Genomic DNA, 21290 nt, shown 5'->3' with positions numbered 1-21290 from the left:
TTCGGCGTCGTCGCACGGACGTCGCCGAATAGACGTATCGACAGGCGATTCGGCTCCATCTCTTCTCTGCTTCTCCTTGCGCACTCCGGAAAGTGACGCATGTTCACCTTCAAACGTGGGGACAACCGGCGGTAACGTTCGGCCACCCCAGTCGCTAGGAGCCGCCATGCCACGGCGAACCCCACGTACCGCCCCTGACAGACTGAGAACGTCCCGCCGACTCCCCGGGTTCCTGAAGACGGCGTCGGTATGCGTCCTCGTCGCCGGTCTCCTCACACCCCTCACACGGACGGCGGTGGCGGCGACCGACACGACGGCCCCCAACGATTACTGCGGCGGCCGGTGTTCGGACATCCTGCCGCCCGGCGAGAACGGCAACGCCACCCTCGCCCAGATCCTGCTCAACCAGGCCTTCGGCACCCAGCCCGCGCATGCCGAGGACCAGCTCGGCCCCTACGCCGGCCTGGCCACCGGCTACCGAACCCTCACCGACGCCACCGTCAACGCCTTCTTCAACGACGCCTCCTTCGGCGTCCCCGCCGACCAGGTCGCCTCCACCGAGAAACCGGCCGGCCGCACCGACGTCACCATCGTCCGCGACAAGAAGACCGGCGTGCCGCACATCACCGGCACCACCCGTTACGGCACCGAGTTCGGCGCGGGCTACGCGGCGGCCCAGGACCGGCTCTGGCTGATGGACGTCTTCCGGCACGTCGGACGCGGACAGCTCACCGGCTTCGCGGGCGGCGCGCCCGCCAACCAGGGTCTGGAGCAGCAGTTCTACCGCGCCGCGCCCTACACCGAGGCCGACCTCCAGGCCCAGATCGACAACGCGATCACGCACAACGGCGCCCGCGGCCGGCAGGCCCTCGCCGACGTCACGGCCTACCTCGACGGCATCAACGCCTACATCGACGCCTCCGACAGCGGCCGTTACTTCCCCGGCGAGTACGTCCTGACCGGCCACAAGGACTCGATCACCAACGCCGGCACCATAGACCACTTCAAGGTCACCGACCTGGTGGCACTGGCCTCCGTCATCGGCTCCCTGTTCGGCTCCGGCGGCGGCGGGGAGGTCGACAACGCGCTGTCGCTGCTCGCCGCCCAGGACAGGTACGGCGTCGAGGAGGGCACGAAGGTCTGGGAGTCCTTCCGCGAGCGCGACGACCCCGAGGCCGTCCTCACCCTGCACGGCGGCGAGAGCTTCCCCTACGCCGCCAGACCCGCGAACCCGCAGGGCGCGGCCCTGCCCGACCCCGGCTCGGTGACCCCCGAACCGCTCGTGTACGACCGCACCGGCAGCGCCGCCACCGCGAGCGCGGAGAAGACCTCGGCCGGCGCGGCCGGGACCGCGCTCGGCTCCGCCCGGCGCGGCATGTCCAACGCCCTCGTGGTGAGCGGAAAGCACACCGCGAGCGGCCACCCGATCGCCGTCTTCGGACCGCAGACCGGCTACTTCGCCCCGCAACTGCTGCTGCTCCAGGAGATCCAGGGCCCCGGCATCAGCGCCCGCGGCGCCTCCTTCGCGGGCCTGAGCATGTACGTCGAACTCGGCCGCGGCCAGGACTACGCCTGGAGCGCCACCACCTCCGGCCAGGACATCATCGACACCTACGCGGTCGAACTGTGCCAGGACGACCACCACTACCTCTTCCGCGGCACCTGCACCGCCATGGAGAGGGTCGAGCGGAAGAACGCCTGGAAGCCGACCGTGGCCGACGGCACGGCCGCGGGGTCGTACACCATGCGCGTCTGGCGCACCGCGTACGGACCGGTGGCCTACCGGGCGACCGTCGGCGGCAAGAAGGTCGCCTACACCACCCTGCGCTCCTCCTACCTGCACGAGGCCGACTCCATCATCGGCTTCCAGATGCTCAACGACCCCGACTACGTCAAGGGCCCGCAGGACTTCCAGAGCGCGGCCCAGCACATCAACTACACCTTCAACTGGTTCTACGCCGACTCCCAGCACACCGCGTACTACAACAGCGGGGACAACCCGGTCCGGGCGACCGGGGTCGACGCCGACTTCCCGGTGTGGGCGGCGCCCGCCTACGAGTGGCGCGGCTGGGACCCGGCCGGCAACACCGCCGACTACACCCCGCCCTCCGCCCACCCGAACTCCACCGACCAGGACTACTACATCTCCTGGAACAACAAGCAGGCGAAGGACTACGCCGCCGCGCCCTGGGGCGAGGGTTCCGTGCACCGCGGCGACCTGCTGGACGACCGGGTGAAGAGGCTCGTCACGGCCGGCGGGGTCACCCGGGCCCAGCTGACGCGGGCCATGGCCGACGCGGGCCTCGCCGACCTGCGCGCCGAGGACGTGCTGCCCAGGCTGCTCGAGGTCGTCACCGCCCAGCCGGTGACCGACCCCGCGGCCGCCGCCGCGGTGAGCAAGCTCCAGGCGTGGGTGACCGCGGGCGCCCGGCGCGCCGAGACCTCGGCCGGTTCGAAGACCTACGCCGACGCCGACGCGATCCGCGTCCTGGACGCCTGGTGGCCGCTGCTGGTCAAGGCCGAGTTCGAACCCGGCCTCGGCACCGGCCTGTACACCGCGCTCACCCGCAACCTGCCCGTCGACGAGGCCCCGTCCGCCGGACACGGCCCGACCGGCTCACACGCCGGCAGCGCCTTCCAGTACGGCTGGTGGTCCTATGTCGACAAGGACATCCGGGCGGTGCTCGGCGAGCCCGTACAGGGCCCCCTGGCCCGCACGTACTGCGGCGGCGGCAGCCTCACCGCCTGCCGGGACCTGCTGCTCACCACCCTGAAGCAGGCGGCCGCACTGACCGCCGCCCAGGTCTACCCCGGCGACGACCAGTGCGCGGCGGGCGACCAGTGGTGCGCCGACTCCATCGTCCAGCGCACCCTGGGCGGCATCAAGCACGGCCGGATCGGCTGGCAGAACCGGCCCACCTACCAGCAGGTGGTGGAGTTCGCCGCGCACCGCTGAACCGGCCCCTCGGCGGCGGGTCAGCCGATCCGGCCCGCCGCCAGCACCAGCCGCGCCAGTTCGGGGTGCACGATGTCGCTGTGCGCCCCGGTCGGCGCGCCGCCGCGCCGGACCACGGCCGCCGCGTCCACGTTCACACAGCCCGCCGCCGGCAGCCCCCCGCCGAGGGCCGCCGCCAGGTCCAGCCGGACGGTGCCCGGCACCGCCTGCGCCCCGTCGTGCCCCAGGGCGCCCCAGCGCGGGCCGAGCACCGCCGCGATCTCGTTCCCGGCGCAGGAGCGGTCGTCCCCGGCGAGCCGGGAGGCCAGCGGGTAGATGGTGCCGAGGGCCGTGTCGAAGTGCGAGTGGCAGCACACCAGGGGGCCGTCGACGCGCCGCCAGGCGTCCTTGAGCGCCCCCGACCGGTCCGCCGCGTGCGGCAGCCGGGCCGCGAACACGTAGTGCGAGAACGCGCCTTGCAGCAGGGTCACCGACTTCACCGTGCGCACCGGCTCGGGCAGCCCGCGCAGCGCGAACGCCACCAGCCGGCCGCCCAAGCTGTGCCCCACCAGATGCACCCGCACCCCGGGCGCCGTCTTCGCCAACCGTCCGAGCAGCGGCCCGAGCCCGTGCTCGCCGACCGTGCCGGCCCGCCGCTTCATCCGGTAGTACGCCGCCTGCCGCAGCAGTTCCTTGGCGCCGTCCCACGGGTCCGGCAGCCGGAACCCGGCGGTGTCCGCGGCCGGTTCCAGCGTGGCCAGGGCCTCGGCGAACTGCTCGCAGGCGGTCACCGGGTCGCAGGTGAACACGGCGGGCTCGCCGTCCTCGTCCGTGTCGGCCACCGCCTGCCGTCCCTCCGTGGCCGGCAGCAGCCGCACCAGCCGCCCGAACTCGGCCGGCCCCTCCGCACCGGCCGGCCGCTCGTCCAGCAGCCGGGCCAGCCGGTCCAGCACGGTCGCCCGGCCCGGGAAGGTCTCCAGCAGCGCGCGCCGGGTGTCCTCGTCCAGCGCCGGGCACGGCGTCGCCCGGACCTCCTCGGCCGCCACGGACCTCGGGAAGTCGGGGATCGGCTCGTCGCTGAACCGCATCGACGGCCAGATCACCCCGGCGTACCCGATGCGGGCCCGCGGCGCGAGCCGGGGGAGGGGGGCGAAGAAGCGCCGGTACAGCGCGGTCGCGCCCGAACGGTCGCTGTTCCAGCCGTGCGCGAAGACGATCAGGTCACGGATGCCGCGCTCGGTGACCTGCGCGACCAGCCGGTCGCGTTCGGGGCCGTCCACGTCCCCGTCCGCGTCGAAGGTCAGCTCCCAGTAAGGAGACACACTCGTCCCAGGATCGGCCATGCCAGGCTCCCTCGTCCCCCGTGAAGACGCGTCAGGTGTACAGGAGATACCCCTTTCGCACCCGCCGGAACGCGGCCAGCTCCTCCTGCCAGGCGCCCGTCACCTCGTCGGTGTCCGCGCCCGCGTCGATCATCGTGCGCACCCGGCCGGAACCGGTGAGCTTGTCGATCCAGTGGTCGGACCGCCAGGCGAACCCGTCCCACACCTTCCTCGCCGTCACCAGCAGCGCGATCCCGGTGCGCACGGGGTCGAAGGCGGCCCGGTCGGTCACGTGGACCTGCACCCCGCCGACGGTCTTCCCCTGGAACTTGGAGAACGTGGGCGCGAAGTACGCCTCCCGGAACCGCACGCCCGGCAGCCCCAGCCCGTTCACGGCGGCGGCCCAGCGCCCGTCCACCCCCTCGGCGCCGAGCAGTTCGAAGGGCCGGGTCGTGCCCCGCCCCTCGGAGAGGTTGGTGCCCTCGAACAGACACGTCCCCGAGTACACCAGCGCCGTGTCAGGAGTGGGCATGTTCGGGCTCGGCGGCACCCAGGGCAGGCCCGAGGCGTCGTAGAAGGCGGACCGTTTCCAGCCCGACATGTGTACGGTCTCCAGCTCGACCGGCGTGCCCAGGAACTCCCCGTTGAACAGGCCGGCCAGCTCCGCGACCGTCATGCCGTGCGCCTGCGCGACGGGCTGCCGGCCGACGAAGCTGGCGAACTCCTTGTGCAGCACCGGGCCCTCGGCGGCGCGGCCGGTCACCGGGTTGGGGCGGTCCAGCACGACGAAGCGCTTCCCGGCGATGGCCGCCGCCTCCATGCAGTCGTACAGGGTCCAGATGTACGTGTAGAAGCGGGCGCCGACGTCCTGGATGTCGAAGACGACCGTGTCGACGCCGGACGCGGTGAAGACGTCGGCGAGCGGCCGGCCGCTCTTGAGGTACGTGTCGTACACCGGCAGGCCGGTCGCCGGGTCGTCGTGGCGCCCCTCGGAGCCGCCGGCCTGGGCGGTGCCGCGGAAGCCGTGCTCCGGGCCGAAGACCGCGGTCAGCTCGACCCGGGGGTCGTGGTGCATGACGTCGACGATGTGCTCGGCGGTCCTGGTGACGCCGGTGGGGTTGGTGACGATGCCGGCCTTCTGTCCGGCCAGGGGGGCATAGCCGCGGGCGACGAGGTTCTCGAAGCCGGTACGGAGCGGGTCGCGGTGGTGGTGGGGCATCGGAGTCGCCGCCAGGGCGGTCGAGGCGAGCAGGTTTCTTCGGGACAGGTCCATGAGTCCTCCAGTCCCCTAGAGGTTGGCGCGGCGGCCCCTTCCTTTACACATACCGACTGGTTAGTCTGTCGCTCGCCGGGCCGACCCGAGTCGCGCCGAGCCGAGTCGCGACCCGAGTCGCGTCGTGTCGTGTCGAAGGAGACCGATGGTGGAAGCCGTGCGGGATGCGGGAGTGGTCGTCACCGGAGCGGGCGGGGGGATCGGGGCCGCGCTGGCCCGCCGGTTCGCCGCCGAGGGCGCCCGGGTCGTGGTGAACGACCTGGACGCGGCGAAGGCCGCGGCGGTGGCCGAGGAGATCGGCGGGACCGCCGTGCCCGGCGACGCCTCCCGCATCGTCGACGCGGCGCGGAACGCCCTCGGCGGCACGGTGGACGTCTACTGCGCCAACGCCGGCGTCGCCTTCGAGGACGGCGACCTCACCGCGCTGGACGAGCGCACCTGGGGGACGTCCTGGGACGTCAACCTGATGGCCCACGTCCGCGCCGCCCACGCGCTGCTGCCCGGCTGGCTGGAGCGGGGCGCCGGACGGTTCGTCTCCACCGTCTCCGCCGCCGGACTGCTCACCATGATCGGCGCGCCCTCCTACAGCGTGACCAAGCACGGCGCGTACGCCTTCGCCGAGTGGCTGTCCCTGACCTACCGCCACCGGGGCGTCAAGGTGCACGCCATCTGCCCGCAGGGCGTGCGCACCGACATGCTGGCCGCCACCGGCAGCGCGGGCGACCTGGTGCTGCGGCCCACCGCGATCGAGCCGGAGGCCGTGGCCGACGCGCTGCTGAAGGGCATCGAGGAGGACCGCTTCCTGATCCTCCCGCACCCCGAGGTCGCCGGCTACTACCAGGCACGGGCCGGCGAGCCCGAGCGCTGGCTCGCCACCATGAACCGCGTCCAGCAGAAGTGGGAGACCGCCCGGTGACCGCCCCCCGCTACGCCGACCGCCCCTGGCTCGCGCTGCTGACCGACGCCCAGCGCGCCCCGCTCGACCCCGCCGACTCCCTCGCGCACGTCCTGCGCACCGTAGCCGCCGAGCACCCCGACCGCACCTTCCTCACCTACTTCGACGGCCGCCTGAGCTACCGGGAGACCGACGCGCTGACCGACTCCGTCGCCGCCCACCTCGCCGCGCGCGGGCTGGAGCGCGGCGACCGGGTGGCCGTCCTGCTGCAGAACTCCCCGCACTTCGTGCTCGCCGTGCTCGGCGCCTGGAAGGCGGGCGCCACCGTCGTGCCGGTCAACCCCATGTACAAGTCGGGCGAGGTGGCGCACGTCCTGCGGGACGGCGAGGTGGCCGCGCTGATCTGCTCCGACCGGGCCTGGGAGACGTACCTGCGGCAGACCGCCGCCGACTCCCCGGTGCGGATCGTGCTCACCGCCTGCGAACGGGACTTCCAGACCCGCGACGACCCCCGCGTGCTGACCTTCGAGCGGCTGCCCCAGGCCCCCGACGCCGACGACCTGACGGCCGTCGCCCGGCAGGGCGGCCGGGCTCCCGGGGGCCGGCTGCCGCGCCCCGAGGACATCGCGCTGATCAGCTACACCTCGGGCACCAGCGGCACCCCCAAGGGCGCCACCAACACCCACGCCAACATCATGTACAACGCCGAGCGGCAGAGCACCGGATTCGACCTGCCCGAGGCGCCCGTCTACCACGCGCTCGCCCCGCTGTTCCACATCACCGGCATGGTCTGCCAGTTCGGCGCCTGCCTGAACAGCGCGGGCACCCTGGTGCTCACCTACCGCTTCGAGCCGGGTGCCGTCCTGGACGCCTTCGCCGAGCACCGCCCGCACTACACCGTCGGCCCCTCCACCGCGTACATGGCGCTCGCCGCCCACCCCGGCGCCACCCGCGAGCACTTCGCCTCCTTCGTGAAGCTCTCCTCGGGCGGCGCGCCCGTGCCGCCCGCCCTGGTGGAGCGGTTCCGGGAACGCTTCGGACCGTACATCCGGGTCGGCTACGGCCTCACCGAGTGCACCGCCCCCTGCGCCTCCGTCCCGCCCCACCTGGAGGCGCCCGTGGACCCGGTCTCCGGCACCCTGTCCGTCGGCCTGCCCGGCCCCGACACGGTCGTGCGCATCCTGGACGACCAGGGCGCGGAGGTGCCCTTCGGGGAGCACGGGGAGATCGCCGTACGCGGCCCGCAGGTGGTGCCCGGCTACTGGCGGCGGCCCGACGCCACCGCCGAGACCTTCCCGGACGGCGAGCTGCGCACCGGCGACATCGGGTTCATGGACGAACAGGGCTGGCTGTACGTCGTGGACCGCAAGAAGGACATGATCAACGCGTCCGGCTTCAAGGTGTGGCCGCGCGAGGTCGAGGACGTCCTCTACACGCACCCGGCGGTGCGCGAGGCGGCCGTCGTGGGGGTGCCCGACGGATACCGGGGCGAGACCGTCAAGGCCTATATCAGCCTGCGCCCGGGCGCCGAGGCGGCCCCCGGCGAACTGGCCGCGTACTGCAAGGAGAGACTGGCCGCCTACAAGTACCCGCGTCAGGTGGAGATCCTGCCCGACTTGCCCAAGACGGCGAGTGGGAAGATCCTCCGTCGGGAACTGCGTTCCCGGAACACCGAGTGACGACCACGGAAAGGCAGGTGGCGGCAGTGCCCAGGACCACGGACGGAGACGGCACGCCCGTTCCGCAGCGGCTGCTGGCCGCCGCCACCCGGCTCTTCGCCGAGCAGGGCTACGACCGTACCTCCGTGCAGGAGATCGTGGAGGCGGCCGGCGTCACCAAGGGCGCGCTCTACCACTACTTCGGCTCCAAGGACGACCTGCTGCACGAGGTGTACGCGCGGGTGCTGCGCCTCCAGCAGGAGCGGCTGGACACCTACGCGAACGCCGACGAGCCGGTGGCGAAGCGGCTCAGGGACGCGGCGGCCGACGTGGTCGTCACCACGATCGAGAACCTCGACGACGCGTCGATCTTCTTCCGGTCCATGCACCATCTCAGCCCGGAGAAGAACAAGCAGGTCCGCGCCGAGCGCCGGCGCTACCACGAACGCTTCCGCGCGCTCGTGGAGGAGGGCCAGAGGGAAGGCGTCTTCTCCACCGCCACCCCGGCCGACCTGGTGGTGGACTACCATTTCGGCTCCGTCCACCACCTGTCGACGTGGTACCGCCCCGACGGCCCGCTGACCCCCCAGCAGGTCGCCGACCACCTCGCCGACCTGCTGCTGCGGGCCCTGCGGCCCTGAAGCCCCGGGGGCGCGCCGCCTAGCCGATGATCTCCTTGAAGAACAGCACCGCCGAGGCGGCGGTGCCGGCGCCCGCGCTCACCGCGACCGGCCACGCGCTGCCGGCCAGCGCCGCCAGCACGCCCGCCCCGGCGCCGGCCAGCACGGCCAGCAGGAACACGATCGCGGCGCGCTGGGTCAGGAGCGGCCCGTCCCCGCCGGGCCGTCCGGGATCGGCCTGGGACACCGTGCCGCTCCTCACCCGTCCTCGCCGGCCGGTACCGGCGCCGGCTCCGGCACGCCGTCCCGGTCCGTCAGCCGCCACGGATCCTCGGCCGGCCGCACGAGCGTGAACACCACCCGGCCGGCCGCGTCCGCGCGGACCCCGTGCACGGCGGGCTCGGGCAGGCTGTTGTAGTGGAACGGCGTGGAGAAGTAGTAGGCGCCGGTGTCCGGAACCACCACCAGATCGCCCGGCCGCAGCGGCGGCAGCGCCCGGTCGCGGGCCAGCAGATCGCCCGCGAAGCAGGCCGGACCGGCGACGTCCTGCCGCACGGCCCGCTCCCGCCGCGCCGTGCCCCGCCCGTCGTACGCCTCGATCCGCAGCGGCCAGGCGTCGGGGCTGAACACCGTCCGGGTGGCGACCTGCACCCCGGCGTGCGTCACGGCGATCGGCCGGCCCCCGGCGCTCTTGGTGTACTCGACGTACGCGGCCAGGAACCCGTTCTTCGCCAGCACCGAGCGGCCGAACTCGGTGACGACCCGGTACCGCCCCTCGAACAGCCCCGGGGCGTGCGCCCGCAACTGCCCGACGTAGTCGGCGAACGTCGGTGTGACCTCGTCGTCGGCGAAGTTCACCGGCAGCCCGCCGCCGATGTCGATGCCCTCCACCCGGCCCGGACCGAACGCCGCCGTCACCTGGTCGGCGAACTCCACCGCCTGCGCCACCCCGCGCGCCATGAGGTCCAGGGGGCAGCCCTGCGACCCGGTGTGGGTGTGCACCCAGGTCAGCCACGGATACGCGGCGAACGCCCGCAGCAGCCGCTCCCGGTTGCCGGGATCCGTCAGCGGGACACCGAACTTGGAGGTGTTGGTGGCGGTGCTCATCGCGGCGATGGCCCCGCCCCCGACCTGGCAGTTCAGCCGTACCCCGATCCGGGACGCGGAGGGGCGGTCCGCCAGCAGGGCGGCGATCCGCTCCAGCTCCTGGAAGCTGTCGGCGTTGACGGCGACGCCCAGTTCCAGGGCCCGCGCCAGCTCGGCCCGCGTCTTGGCCGGGGAGTCGAAGACGATCCGGTCGGCCGGGAACCCGGCGGCCAGCGCCCGGGCCAGCTCGCCCCCGGTCGCGACCTCGCAGCCCATCCCGAGCCGCGCCAGCTCGCGCAGCACGGGCACCAGGCAGTTGGCCTTGGCGGCGAACGTGTGGGTGACGGCGGGCAGTTCGGGAGCGCCGGGAAACGCCTCGTGCAGGGCCCGGACCGTGGCCGCGACACCGTCGAGGTCCACGAAGGCGGCCAGCGGGGAGAGTTCCGGGTCGAGCAGGCCCTGCCGCACGGCTTCCCTCAGGACGTGTTCGCGGCGGGCGGCGGCGCGGGGCACAGCGGTCATGGTGCACCTTCCGGTGTGGGGCGGCGGCCCGGAGCCGATTCCCCGGGCACAGGACCAGGCTGCTCGCCGCACCCGGCGGCCGTCTTCGTCGGTTCCGCACAGGCATACCCGCCGCGACCGGTCCCGCACCGGGCACCGTGCCCCGGTGCGCGCCGCCTTCGTGCGCGGCGACGAGGAACGGCCCCTTCGGTGGTGCGGGCGCACGAACGGCCCCTTCGCCCGTGCGGGCGCACGAACCTCCTCAGGAGCCGGAGCCCTCGCCCCGTTCCCCGTCCCCGAGGCGTAGTTGCAGCTGTGCCAGCAGCCGCGCCTCCGGGCTGGCGAGGTCCAGCCCCGACACGGCCGTGATCCGCCCCAGCCGGTACCGCATGGTGTTGGGGTGCAGCGAGAGGCTGCGCGCGGCGGCCGGCACATCGCCGAAGTGGTCCAGGTAGGCCCGCAGGGACTCCACGAGCCGGCTGCCGGCGTGCTCGGCGTCGAACGCGGCCAGCCGCGCCACCGAGGTCCCCGGCGGCAGCTCCACGTCCCGCAGCGCCTCCAGCACGTGCAGCACGCCGATGGTGTCGGCCACGTCCTCCACCCACGCGACGGACCGCGCGTCCCCCGTCCGGGCGAGGGCCTTGAGCGCCTGCTCGGCACTGCGGCGCGACCGCGCGGCCCGGGCCAGCACCGGCACCACCTCGCCCAGCCCGGCCCGCACCGCCGCGCCGGTGGCCGCCGACAGGCGAGCGGTCAGCGAGGTGCCGAGCGTCGTCACCTGCTTGCGGGCCCGCTCCGGATCCCCGTCCAGCGCGCTGACCAGCACCAGGGCCCGGCCGCCCGCCGGCACCACCACGATCCGGTGACCGAGGGCCGCGCAGTGCAGGGCGAGCAGCGCGTACATCCGGGACGGCTCTCCGGCCGGCTCCGGCCCCCCGGCTCCCACGCCCACCGCCAGCACCGCGCACGGCTCCCGGGCCGGCAGCGCGGCCCGCTCGGCCAGCACCTCGGCCGACCCGCGCTCCTCCAGCAGGGCGCGCGCCGCGTCCTCCACCAGCCGGCTGTCCGCGCCGCGCGTGCGGTGGTGCAGCAGGTGCGGGGCGGCGGCCCGGGACGCGGCGCGCAGCGCCTGGGCCGCGTTCGGGGACAGCGGCCGGCCCGCGACCGCCGCCACCCACACCGAGCCCAGCACCTCGCCGCCCGCCCGGATGGCGCACACCAGCCGCTCGGGGTCGTCCCCCTGCGCGCGCCGGTGCAGCACGTCGTCCGTGGTCCACAGGGCGCGGAAGAAACCGGCGTCGTGCATCGCGGCCACCCGCCAGGCCGGCACCCGCCGCCCGAGGATGGTCAGCCGGCGCATCTCGTCCACGTTCTCCTCGGTCGAGGAGTAGGCCAGCACCCGCGAGTCGGTGTCCTCGATGGTCACCGAGCCGCCGACCAGGGCGGCCACCGCCTCGGCCAGCCCGTCGAGATCGCCCAGGACCAGGCCCCGGGCGGCCGGCAGCGGCGGCACCCCCGCCGCGGCGAGCCCGGCCCGCAGCACCGCCACCAGTTCCTCCCACCGGTACCAGGTGCGGAACAGCACCGCCGTACCGGTCTCGTCGGCCGCCGACCGCAGGGCGCCGAGGGATCCCTCGGGGCGTTCCGGGCCGAAGACCACCCCGCAGGCCCCGGCGGCGCCGGCCCGGCGCACGACGTCCACCGCCTGGGCCGACCCGGCCGCGACCCCCACGGCGAGCACCAGCTCCCCGGGCCGGATCTCGGGGGCCAGCACATCGAGCACGGTGGCGCCGCCGACGGCCACGGCCAGCCCGCCGGGCGCCGTGTCCAGCTCCAGGGCTCCCGAGCCCACGACCGACAGCAGCCGCTCCAGGGTCACCCTGGGCCCGGCGGCCATGCCGTCCCACGCGGCGTGGTCCCGTAAGTCGGTCACGCGTCCCCCTCGTCCCGCCGACGACCGCTGCGGCCGCTCCCGGAAGAGGTACGACACCACACACCGGGCCCGCGCTCAATGGGGTGCGGCACCACAGACCGGGCGCGGGCTCCCCGGGGCAGGGCACCCCGCGCCCGGGGCGGGGTCAGAGGTACTTCTTCAGCTCCCGGCGCGCCAGCGACCGCTGGTGCACCTCGTCCGGGCCGTCGGCGAGCATCAGGGTGCGGGCGCTCGCGTACAGCTCGGCCAGCGGGAAGTCCTGGCTCACCCCGCCCGCGCCGTGCAGCTGGATCGCCCGGTCCAGGATGCCCACCACCGCTCGCGGAGTGGCGATCTTGATGGCCTGGATCTCGGTGTGCGCGCCCTTGTTGCCCACGGTGTCCATCAGCCAGGCCGTCTTCAGCACCAGCAGCCGCAACTGCTCGACGGTGACCCGGGCGTCGGCGATCCAGTTCTGCACGACGCCCTGCTGGGCCAGCGCCTTGCCGAACGCCGTCCGGGACACCGCCCGCCGGCACATCAGCTCGATCGCCCGCTCGGCCATGCCGATCAGCCGCATGCAGTGGTGGATCCGGCCGGGACCGAGCCGGGCCTGGGCGATGGCGAAGCCGCCGCCCTCCTCGCCGACGAGGTTCGTCACCGGCACCCGTACCCGGTCGAAGACCACCTCGGCGTGGCCGCCGTGCGAGTGGTCCTCGTAGCCGAACACCCGCATGGCGCGCTTCACGGTGACGCCCGGGGTGTCGCGGGGGACCAGGACCATCGACTGCTGGCGGCGGATGTCGGCGCCGTCCGGGTCCGTCTTGCCCATCACGATGAAGATCGCGCAGTCCGGGTTCATCGCGCCGGAGATGTACCACTTGCGGCCGGTGACGACGTACTCGTCGCCGTCCCGCTCGATGTGCGTGGTGATGTTCGTGGCGTCGGAGGAGGCCACCTCCGGCTCGGTCATCGCGAACGCCGAGCGGATCTCGCCGGCCAGCAGCGGCTGGAGCCACCGCTTCTTCTGCTCCTCGGTGCCGAACTGCGCCAGCACCTCCATGTTGCCGGTGTCGGGCGCCGCGCAGTTGGTCGCCGTGGGCGCGAGCTGGGGGGAGCGGCCGGTGATCTCGGCGAGCGGCGCGTACTGGAGGTTGGTCAGCCCGGCACCGTACTCGGTGTCCGGGAGGAACAGGTTCCACAGGCCCTGCCGGCGTGCCTCCGCCTTCAGCTCCTCCACCACGGCCGGGGTGTCCCACGGCGAGGCGAGCGCGGCCCGCTGCTCCTCGGCGACCGCCTCGGCCGGGTGGACGTGCTCGTCCATGAAGGCGAGCAGCCGGGCGCGCAGTTCTTCCGTACGCGCGTCGAACGCGAAGTCCATGTGCGGTCAGCCTTCCTGAAGGGTGGTCAGTCCGTGGCGGATGAAGACGGGAACGAGGTCGCCGATGCGGTCGAAGCCGTGGCCGACCGTCTGGCCGAGCGTGTAGCGGTAGTGGATGCCCTCGAGGATCACGGCGAGCTTGAACCAGGCGAACGCCTCGTACCAGGAGACGGCCGACACGTCCCGCCCCGAGCGCTCGGCGTACCGCTCGATCAGTTCCCGGGGCGAGGGGTGCCCGGGCGCCTCGGCGGTCGTGGAGACGGGGGAGTCGGGCATGCCCAGGGGCCGGCTGTACATCACCAGCAGGCCGAGGTCGGTCAGCGGGTCGCCGAGCGTGGACATCTCCCAGTCGAGGATCGCCCTGATCCGGTCGTCGTCGCCGATCAGGACGTTGTCCAGGCGGTAGTCGCCGTGCACGACGGCCGGGGCCGGCGACGCGGGCAGGGAGCGGCCGAGCGCCGCGTGCAGTTCGTCGATGCCGGCCAGGTCGCGGTTGCGGGAGGCGTCCAGCTGCTTGCCCCAGCGGCGCAGCTGCCGGTCCAGGAAGCCCTCCGGGCGGCCGAAGTCCGCGAGGCCCACCTCGGCCGGGTCCACGGCGTGCAACTCGACCAGCGTGTCCACCAGGGACAGCACCGCGTTCCGGGTGCGTTCCGGACCGAGCGGGGCGAGCTGGCCGGCGGTGCGGTACGGGGTGCCCTCGACGAACTCCATCACGTAGAAGGGGGCCCCGAGCACCTCCTCGTCCTCGCACAGCAGCACCGGGCGCGGGACCGGCACCCGGGTGGGGTGCAGGGCGCTGATGACCCGGTGTTCGCGTCTCATGTCGTGCGCGGTGGCCAGGACGTGGCCGAGCGGGGGGCGGCGGACGACCCACCGCGAGCGGTCGTCGCGGAGCGCGTAGGTGAGGTTCGACCGTCCGCCCTCGATCAGCCGTCCGGTCAGCGGACCGTCCACCAGACCGGGGCGCTCGCGGTCGAGCAGGGCGCGCAGCCGGTCCAGGTCGAGCCCGGGCGGGTGGTCGGCGCTCATACATCACTCCAAAGGACGGGCGAACAGGGCCAGACTCATGATGCCGACCGGTCGGTATGCCGTCCAGTGCAGGGGCGGAGATCGCGCCGAACGTGATACGGCCCACGATAGTCCCGCGGCCCGCCAGGGCCGGCGGCCGTCGGTCGGCCGACCGACGGCCGCCGTGAGCCGGCGTCGGCCGCGGTGCGTCAGTGGTCGTCCCAGTGGTCCCCGTGCCCGGCGTGCCGGTGCCCGCCGTGCAGATGGTCGACGTGGTCGCCGTGCGGCACCTGCGCGTGCCCGCACTCCTCGTGGTGCACACGCTCATGGCCCTCGTGGACCGCGTGCCCGGCGGGCTCGCACTCGTCCCAGTGGCCCGCGTGCTCCCGGTGCAGATGCCCGTCGTGGACTAGTCGACGTGGTCGCCGTGCGGCACCGCGCAGTGCCCGCAGTCCGGCCCGTGGCGGTGCGGCCCGTGGGCGGTGTGTTCCTGGTGGAGGGCGGTCATGGCGCTCACCTCCGGGGGTAGGAGGAGGTGCGACGGGACGTCCCGGTTGCGTGGCACACGAGTACCCCGGAGGGTCGAGGGCATGAAGGGCATCAGCTACAGCCGCTACGGCGGAGCCGAGGTGCTGGAGTACGGCGAGCTGCGCGATCCCACGGTCGGCCCCGACCAGGTGCTGGTCGAGGTGCGCGCGGCGGCCGTCAACCCGGTCGACTGGAAGTGCCGCGAGGGTTACCTGGAACCGGTGCTGGATGCCGTCTTCCCGGTGATCCCCGGCTGGGACGTCAGCGGAGTCGTCGTCCGCCCCGGCCCCGCCGTCACCGAGTTCGCCCCCGGCGACGAGGTCATCGGCTACGTCCGCGAGGACTTCCTCTCCCGGGGCACCTGCGCCGAGTACGTGGCCGCTCCGGTGCGCACCCTGGCCCGCAAGCCGCGCGGCCTCTCCTTCGAGGAGGCCGCCGGACTCCCGCTGGCCGGGCTCACCGCCTACCAGGTGCTGGTCAAGGCGCTGGAGGTGCGGCGGGGCGACACCGTCCTGGTGCACGCGGCGGCCGGCGGCGTCGGCTCGCTCGCCGTGCAGATCGCCGCCCACCTCGGCGCCCGTGTCCTCGGCACGGCCGGCGAGGCCAACCACGACTACGTCCGCGCCCTGGGCGGCGAACCCGTGGCCTACGGCGAGGGGCTGGCGGAGCGGGTGCGCGGGCTGGCCCCCGAGGGGGTGGACGCGGTGTTCGACACCGTCGGCGGCGACACGCTGAAGGTCTCGGCCCACCTCCTCGCCCCGGAGGGCCGGCTGGCCTCGATCGCCGACCCGGAGGTACGGGAGTACGGCGGCCGGTACGTCTTCGTCCGCCCGGACGCCGACGACCTCGCGCGCCTGGCGGAATGGGCGGAACAGGGCGTCGTCTCCGTCCACGTCCAGCGGACCTTCCCGCTGGAGCGCACGGCGGACGCCCACCGGCTGAACCAGGAGGGCCACACCCGGGGCAAGATCGTGGTCACGGTGGACCGGCGGTCCGGGGAGGACCGTTCGTAGCAAGCTCCTCGAAGGGCGGCAACTCCACAGTCGCGCGGAACGTCCGCCCCGGCGGGCGGGACGATCACACGAACGGGTGACTGCGCCGGGGGCGTGTGCCGGTCCAGGATCGCCCCCTGTGAACTTCCCTGATCCGCCGCGCGTGTGCCCGTGGCGCTCATGACGGTCACGGCGATGGCACCCGCGGCGGCGGCCCGGCCGGACGGCCCCGCCGCGGCGCCCGCCGCCGGCGGACAGGCGCGGCTGCTGGGGGAGCGGATCATTCCCCACGGACTCGCCTTCCGCGGCACCACCGTCGGCGGCCTGTCCGGCATCGACCGCAACCCCCGCACGGGCGAGTACGTCATGATCAGCGACGACCGCTCGGTGCCGCAGCCCGCCCGTTTCCACACCGCACGGATCGACGTGGACGGCACCGGAGTGCGCTCCGTCGCCTTCACCGGCACACGCACCCGCTGCGGCAGCCGGACGGCTCGGTCCACCCGCCGGCCGGCGCCGGCGACGGCAAGGCCGTGGACCCGGAGGAACTGCGGGTCGACCCGCGCACCGGCCGGTACTGGTGGTCCCAGGAGGGCGACCGGCCGACGGCGGCGGACGCCCCGCTGATCCAGCAGTCCGTCCGGATCGCCGACGCCGCCGGTGCCTACCGCGGCCGGTTCCGGCTGCCGGACGACTACCGCTGCACGCGGGGCGACCAGGGGCCGCGGCGGAACAAGGGGGTGGAAGCCATCACGTTCGGCGCCCGGGGCTCCACGTTCACCAGCGCCCTGGAGGGCCCGCTGCTCCAGGACGGCCCGGAGCCCGACCTGCGGCACGGCGCCCTGGTCCGGGTGACCCGGCAGAACCGCGACGGCGCGGTGCTCCGGCAGTTCGCCTACCCGCTGGAGAAGATCTTCACCGAGTCCGACCCGTCCAGCCCGTGGCCCCCGGACACCGGCGTCCCCGCGATCCTGGCCTTCCCCGACGACCCCGACCGCTACCTCGTCCTGGAACGCACCTGGGTGGCGGGCGCCGGTTACCGGATCCGGGTCTTCGACGCCACCGCGCGCGGCGCGACCGACGTGCGGCGCATGTCCTCCCTGGCCGGCCGGGCGGTCGTGCCGATGCGCAAGAGGCTGGTCGCCGACTTCCACGACCTCGGGCTGACCACCGTCGTCAACACCGAGGGCCTGACCTGGGGTCCCCGGCTGCCGAGCGGCGAACGGACCCTGCTCCTGGTCAGCGACGACAACTTCGCCGAGGACGAGGCCACCCAGTTCGTCGCCCTCGCCCTCCGCGACCGCTGACGGGCTCGCGGGCTACACCGACACCAGCACCCCGGCGCACACCGCCAGCGCGAGGGCGCACAGGACCGCCGCCGTCGCCTGGCGGGGAGCGAGCGTCGGCGGGCGGGACGCCGTGGCGAGGGCGCGGACCCGGGAGTGGGCCACCCCGAGGAAGGCCAGCCACAGCGCGCAGCACACCGCGCACGCGAGGACACCGGCCGCCGACGGCCCCCCGTGCAGCGCGGTCTTCAGGGCCAGCACGGTGGCCACCGCGGACGACAGCGTCGTACGCCGCCAGGCCAGCCGGGTCCGCTCGGGCTGCAGCCCGGGATCCCGGTCCGCGGCCCGCGGTCCGGCCGTCACCCCTCCCATCCGACCAGCACCACCACGACCATCGCGACGGCCACCACCGCCACGACCAGGCTGAGCAGCACCGGGAACCGGGACGCGGGCAGGTCCTCGCCGCGCCGCATCGCCCGTTCGCAGCGCACCCAGTGGTTCACCGCCCGCAGGGAGCACAGCACCCCGGCGGCGAGCAGCGCGAGCGCCAGCCCCGCCCGCCACGCCCAGCGCAGGTCGGGCAGGAACTGGTCCACCGCGAACCCGCCGCCGATCAGCGCGAGCGCGGTGCGCAGCCAGGCAAGGAAGGTGCGCTCGTTGGCCAGCGAGAACCGGTAGTCGGGCGTGCCGCCCTCCTCCCGCACCCGCTCCGGCGCGAACCACAGCCGGATGTTCCGCACGAAGTCGCTCACCCGGCCGACCCTACCGGGCGGTCACCCGCCGGCCCGGAACGCCCGCAGCCGTTCGTACGCAGCCAGCCCGTCCGGCACCCACTCCCAGGTGCCGAGCCGCCGCTCGACCTCCTCCTCGGGCAGGAAGGCGTGCCACTGGACCTCCTCCGCCTGCGGGTGTACGGGCGGGTCGCAGCGCACCTCGTACACCGCCGACCACCAGCTGTGCCCGGCGCCGTCGTCGTAGAGGAACTTGAACAGGCGGGCGGGCCGGGGCAGTCCGCCGACGCCCAGTTCCTCCTCGGCCTCCCGCAGCGCCGCCTCGTCGTAGGACTCGCCCGCGCCGACCACGCCGCCGACGAACATGTCGTACAGCGACGGGAACACCAGCTTGGTCGCCGTGCGCCGGTGCACGAAGAGGCGGCCGGCCGCGTCCCGGGCCTGGACGAACACACAGCGGTGGCGCAGCCCGCGGGCGTACGCCTCGCCGCGCGGGCGCCGGTCGACGACCCGGTCGTGCTCGTCGACGATGTCGAGGATCTCGTCAGCAGGGTTCATGCCCGCCATCCAAGCAGGGTCGGATCCACTCGGGTTCGGGGGTTCGGGCCCGGGTCCGGGGGAGGGCCGAGGGTGTCCGGGGGCGGATCGGTCACCGGGGCTGGGCCGGTGTCCGGGGGCCGGGACCATGGCGGGCAGGGCCGGGCCCGTGCCGGGCAGGAGGCTCGGTTCCGGGCGGGGCCGTGGCTCAGCGTCGCTGGAGGTCCGGGGACTCCCGTTCCGTCTCGCCCGCGCCGCACGGCATCGCCGGGTGCAGCCCGAGCAGCACGATGCCCCCCACCACGGCCGCGAGCCCGGCCGCCTCCCAGGCCAGCGCCCCGGTGTCGGTGCGCAGCCGGTCCCCGAGGAAGCCCACCCCGCACAGGATCCCGGCCAGCGGTTCGGCCGCGGTCAGCGCGGGCAGCGACGTGCGCAGCGGCGCGGTCTCGAACGCGCTCTGCACCAGGACCAGCCCGGTGACCCCGCAGGCCACCACGCCGTACGGCTGCCAGCCGGTGAGCAGTCCGGTCAGCCCGCCGTCGGAGAAGCGGGTGCCGCTCACGCGGGTCAGCGCGTCCTGCACGCCGTACAGCAGTCCGGCCGCCAGTGCCAGCAGCGCCGCGCCGCCGCTCAGCCGCGAGCGCTTGGCGTACGCCGTCAGGAGCAGGGCCGCGCCCACCACCGCGCCGATGATCAGCCAGTGCCGCAGCGGGTCGGTGACGGCCGTGCCGGCGCGCGGCTCGCCCGCCATGATGAACGCGCTCACCCCGCCCGCGAGGAGCAGCAGACCGGCCCAGCCCTGGCGGCCGAGCGGCTGTCTGGTCTGGTGCCGGGAGAGGGCCAGGGCGAACAGCAGGTTGGTCGCGAGCAGCGGCTCCACCAGCGAGATCTCGCCCTTGCCGAGGGCGACGGCGCCCAGCACCATGCCGGCCACCATCAACGCCAGGCCGCCCAGCCAGCGCGGGATCCGCATCAGGTCGAGCAGCAGCCGGAAGGAGAGGAAGTCGCTGAGCGGCGCGTGCTGCGCCGCGTTCTGCTGGAGGACGAATCCGAAGCCGAGGCAGCAGGCCGCGCTCACGGCGAGGAGCAGAACCAGAACGGACACGCTGTGTACCTCGATCATCCGGCCGGACCACGGGCGCGTAGTGGCCGACTGTAGCGCTACCGGAACGGAATTGCCCCGGAAGTACCCGGAACCGGGCGGTTGCACGCCATGGTCCGCAACCCGGGCGCGCGGCGCCATGGCGTGCGCCACATCCGCGCCCCCGGAACCCGGGGTGTGCGGCCCGGTACGGCGGGGCAGACGGGCATGGCATACGCCACAGGGAATTCCCCGCGTTCACACCCGTGACGGTTCCCACCTGCGCCGGGAGGGGTCAAGTGCCCGCCCCTACAGGGAAGTTGAAGGTGCTACGGCCTTGTTCCGCTTGACGCGACCCATGGCGGGGGGTTTGCTGTGCGTGATCGGTCGATGGCAGCCCGAGAAACAGGAAGCCCCGCGGTGCCCCCTTCCCCGCCTCTGCTCGGCGCGCGCCGGGCCGCAACGGACCCGTCCGCCGCCCCTGCCCCCGGCGCCCGCGGCGCCTTCGACGCCGCCCTCGACGACGACGGGCTGCGCACCGCCCGGGCGGCCCTGGCGCAGGGCCGGTGGCAGGCCGTCCGCTCCCTGCTGGTGCACACCGGCGACGACTGGGACCGGCGCGGCCACCGCCTCACCGTCCTCGCCCGGGACCCCCGCGCCGCCACGTGGGCGGGCGACTGGCTGGCCGCCGAGCCCGGCTGCGCCGACGCCGCCGCCCTGCGGGCCCTCGCCCTGGTCCACCGGGCCGCGCGCGGCGAGGAGGAACCCGGCCGGGCCCGCGACTCCTGTGCCGCGGCCGCCGCGCTCGCCCCCGCCGACCCCACCCCCTGGCTCGGGCTGCTCCTGCTCGCGCGCGCCGTGGGCCCCGAGAGCGCCCTGCTCGACGCCTTCGCCGAGCTGCGCCGCCGGCACCCGGAGCACCACCACGCCCACCACCTGCTGATCGCCTGCCTCGCCGAACGGCCCGGCTGCGGCCGGGCCGAGGCCCACGAGGTGTACGACGCCGCCGAACGGGCCGCGGCCGAGGCGCCCGCCGACTCCCCGCTGGCCGTGCTGCCGGTGGTCGCCTACGCCGAGCGGTACCGGGTCCTCGCCGCCACCGGACTGGGCCCCGCCGACCCGGCCGCCTCCCGGCACTGGTCCGGCCCCCGGGCCCGGCGCGTGCTGTCCGCCTCCTTCGACTGGTGGCTGGAGTGGGAGCACGACGAACACCCCCGCCGCCTCATCGACCTCAACCACCTGGCGTTCGCCCTGTCCTGCGCGGGCCGTCCGGCCGAGGCGGCGGCCCTGTTCCAGCGCATCGGCGACCACGCCACCCCGGAGCCCTGGGCCTACGCCCACCGCGACCCGCTGGCGGCCTTCCGCACGGCCCGCGCCCGCGCGCTCGGGCACGGATGACCGAGCGCGGAACGGCGAAGCCGGCCCGTCCGGCCGGGGGAAGCCCCCGGCTGTCGGCCACGGCGGCCATGCCGGTGTCGTTGAAGTGGAGGTGGTCACCGGGGTCGTAGGCGGGCAGGATGCGCGTGGGGTCGGCCGGGTCGCGG

Annotated in this window: 19 protein-coding genes and 1 pseudogene; 8 read left to right on the top strand and 12 right to left on the bottom strand. The window is 74.4% G+C overall.

The window, feature by feature from the left end:
• The first annotated feature begins 166 nt into the window (after nucleotides 1-166).
• Entirely contained in the window at nucleotides 167-2956 is a 2790-nt protein-coding gene (locus tag AB0E62_RS26765; protein WP_362198834.1) for a penicillin acylase family protein, read from the top strand.
• 20 nt (nucleotides 2957-2976) lie between these two features.
• On the opposite strand, the gene AB0E62_RS26760 is transcribed toward AB0E62_RS26765, so the two are convergent.
• Complete coding sequence (locus tag AB0E62_RS26760) at nucleotides 2977-4278, bottom strand: serine-threonine protein kinase (RefSeq protein WP_362198832.1); 1302 nt, start codon at nucleotides 4276-4278, stop codon at nucleotides 2977-2979.
• Nucleotides 4279-4309: 31 nt separating this feature from the next.
• The gene (locus tag AB0E62_RS26755) at nucleotides 4310-5530 is read right to left on the bottom strand and encodes a DUF1343 domain-containing protein (protein WP_362198829.1); all 1221 of its coding nucleotides are present in this window, start codon (nucleotides 5528-5530) and stop codon (nucleotides 4310-4312) included.
• A gap of 145 nt (nucleotides 5531-5675) precedes the next feature.
• Between AB0E62_RS26755 and AB0E62_RS26750 the strand changes: the two genes are divergently transcribed.
• From AB0E62_RS26750 to AB0E62_RS26740, 3 genes are read left to right on the top strand one after another with little or no spacing between them, the layout of a single operon-like run.
• Nucleotides 5676-6446 (top strand): SDR family oxidoreductase, encoded by a 771-nt coding sequence (locus AB0E62_RS26750; protein ID WP_362198826.1) that lies wholly within the window; start codon nucleotides 5676-5678, stop codon nucleotides 6444-6446.
• Nucleotides 6443-8104 carry an AMP-binding protein gene (locus AB0E62_RS26745; protein ID WP_362198823.1) on the top strand — a complete coding sequence of 554 codons (1662 nt, stop codon included), beginning with the start codon at nucleotides 6443-6445 and terminating at the stop codon, nucleotides 8102-8104. Before AB0E62_RS26750 ends, AB0E62_RS26745 begins: the two co-directional genes overlap by 4 nt.
• A gap of 26 nt (nucleotides 8105-8130) precedes the next feature.
• Entirely contained in the window at nucleotides 8131-8724 is a 594-nt protein-coding gene (locus AB0E62_RS26740) for a TetR/AcrR family transcriptional regulator (RefSeq protein WP_362198820.1), read from the top strand.
• 19 nt (nucleotides 8725-8743) lie between these two features.
• Here the strand turns inward: AB0E62_RS26740 and AB0E62_RS26735 are convergent, their stop codons facing one another.
• From AB0E62_RS26735 to AB0E62_RS26710, 6 genes and pseudogenes are all read right to left on the bottom strand, one after another.
• Entirely contained in the window at nucleotides 8744-8950 is a 207-nt protein-coding gene (locus tag AB0E62_RS26735; protein ID WP_362198817.1) for a hypothetical protein, read from the bottom strand.
• 11 nt (nucleotides 8951-8961) lie between these two features.
• Complete coding sequence (locus tag AB0E62_RS26730) at nucleotides 8962-10311, bottom strand: diaminopimelate decarboxylase (RefSeq protein ID WP_362198814.1); 1350 nt, start codon at nucleotides 10309-10311, stop codon at nucleotides 8962-8964.
• 241 nt (nucleotides 10312-10552) lie between these two features.
• Entirely contained in the window at nucleotides 10553-12223 is a 1671-nt protein-coding gene (locus AB0E62_RS26725) for a helix-turn-helix domain-containing protein (protein WP_362198811.1), read from the bottom strand.
• Between the two features lie 145 nt (nucleotides 12224-12368).
• A complete protein-coding gene (locus tag AB0E62_RS26720) occupies nucleotides 12369-13583 on the bottom strand; it encodes an acyl-CoA dehydrogenase family protein (RefSeq protein ID WP_362198808.1) in 1215 nt (404 codons plus the stop codon).
• 6 nt (nucleotides 13584-13589) lie between these two features.
• Nucleotides 13590-14612 (bottom strand): phosphotransferase family protein, encoded by a 1023-nt coding sequence (locus AB0E62_RS26715; RefSeq protein ID WP_362198805.1) that lies wholly within the window; start codon nucleotides 14610-14612, stop codon nucleotides 13590-13592.
• A gap of 188 nt (nucleotides 14613-14800) precedes the next feature.
• A pseudogene (locus AB0E62_RS26710) lies at nucleotides 14801-15099 on the bottom strand (hypothetical protein).
• Between the two features lie 82 nt (nucleotides 15100-15181).
• Here AB0E62_RS26710 and AB0E62_RS26705 point away from each other — a divergent pair.
• The 3 genes from AB0E62_RS26705 (at nucleotide 15182) to AB0E62_RS26695 (ending at nucleotide 17418) form a co-directional block, all read left to right on the top strand.
• Nucleotides 15182-16132 carry an NADP-dependent oxidoreductase gene (locus AB0E62_RS26705; protein ID WP_362198802.1) on the top strand — a complete coding sequence of 317 codons (951 nt, stop codon included), beginning with the start codon at nucleotides 15182-15184 and terminating at the stop codon, nucleotides 16130-16132.
• Nucleotides 16133-16306: 174 nt separating this feature from the next.
• Entirely contained in the window at nucleotides 16307-16738 is a 432-nt protein-coding gene (locus tag AB0E62_RS26700; protein WP_362198799.1) for an esterase-like activity of phytase family protein, read from the top strand.
• Nucleotides 16645-17418 carry an esterase-like activity of phytase family protein gene (locus AB0E62_RS26695; RefSeq protein ID WP_362198796.1) on the top strand — a complete coding sequence of 258 codons (774 nt, stop codon included), beginning with the start codon at nucleotides 16645-16647 and terminating at the stop codon, nucleotides 17416-17418. The genes AB0E62_RS26700 and AB0E62_RS26695 overlap by 94 nt, the downstream gene beginning before the upstream one ends.
• 12 nt (nucleotides 17419-17430) lie before the next feature.
• Here AB0E62_RS26695 and AB0E62_RS26690 read toward each other — a convergent pair whose 3' ends face one another.
• The 4 genes from AB0E62_RS26690 to AB0E62_RS26675 form a co-directional block, all read right to left on the bottom strand.
• On the bottom strand, nucleotides 17431-17769 hold the full coding sequence (locus AB0E62_RS26690; RefSeq protein WP_362198794.1) for a DUF202 domain-containing protein: 339 nt from the start codon (nucleotides 17767-17769) through the stop codon (nucleotides 17431-17433).
• Complete coding sequence (locus tag AB0E62_RS26685; RefSeq protein WP_362198791.1) at nucleotides 17757-18149, bottom strand: DUF202 domain-containing protein; 393 nt, start codon at nucleotides 18147-18149, stop codon at nucleotides 17757-17759. The genes AB0E62_RS26690 and AB0E62_RS26685 overlap by 13 nt, the downstream gene beginning before the upstream one ends.
• Before the next feature lie 21 nt (nucleotides 18150-18170).
• Nucleotides 18171-18686, bottom strand: coding sequence for an NUDIX domain-containing protein (locus AB0E62_RS26680; protein ID WP_362198788.1), 516 nt, complete (start codon nucleotides 18684-18686; stop codon nucleotides 18171-18173).
• A 187-nt stretch (nucleotides 18687-18873) separates the two neighbouring features.
• Nucleotides 18874-19788: a DMT family transporter gene (locus AB0E62_RS26675; RefSeq protein WP_362198785.1), complete on the bottom strand. Its 915-nt coding sequence runs from the start codon at nucleotides 19786-19788 to the stop codon at nucleotides 18874-18876.
• Between the two features lie 378 nt (nucleotides 19789-20166).
• Between AB0E62_RS26675 and AB0E62_RS26670 the strand changes: the two genes are divergently transcribed.
• Nucleotides 20167-21144 (top strand): hypothetical protein, encoded by a 978-nt coding sequence (locus tag AB0E62_RS26670; protein ID WP_362198782.1) that lies wholly within the window; start codon nucleotides 20167-20169, stop codon nucleotides 21142-21144.
• Nucleotides 21145-21290: the final 146 nt, after the last annotated feature.

Origin of the sequence: Streptomyces sp. NPDC038707 (genome assembly GCF_040636485.1) — a bacterium.
Classification (GTDB): Bacteria; Actinomycetota; Actinomycetes; order Streptomycetales; family Streptomycetaceae; genus Streptomyces.
The sequence above is the reverse complement of the archived record's forward strand: the minus strand, read 5'-3'. Positions and strand labels throughout refer to the sequence as shown.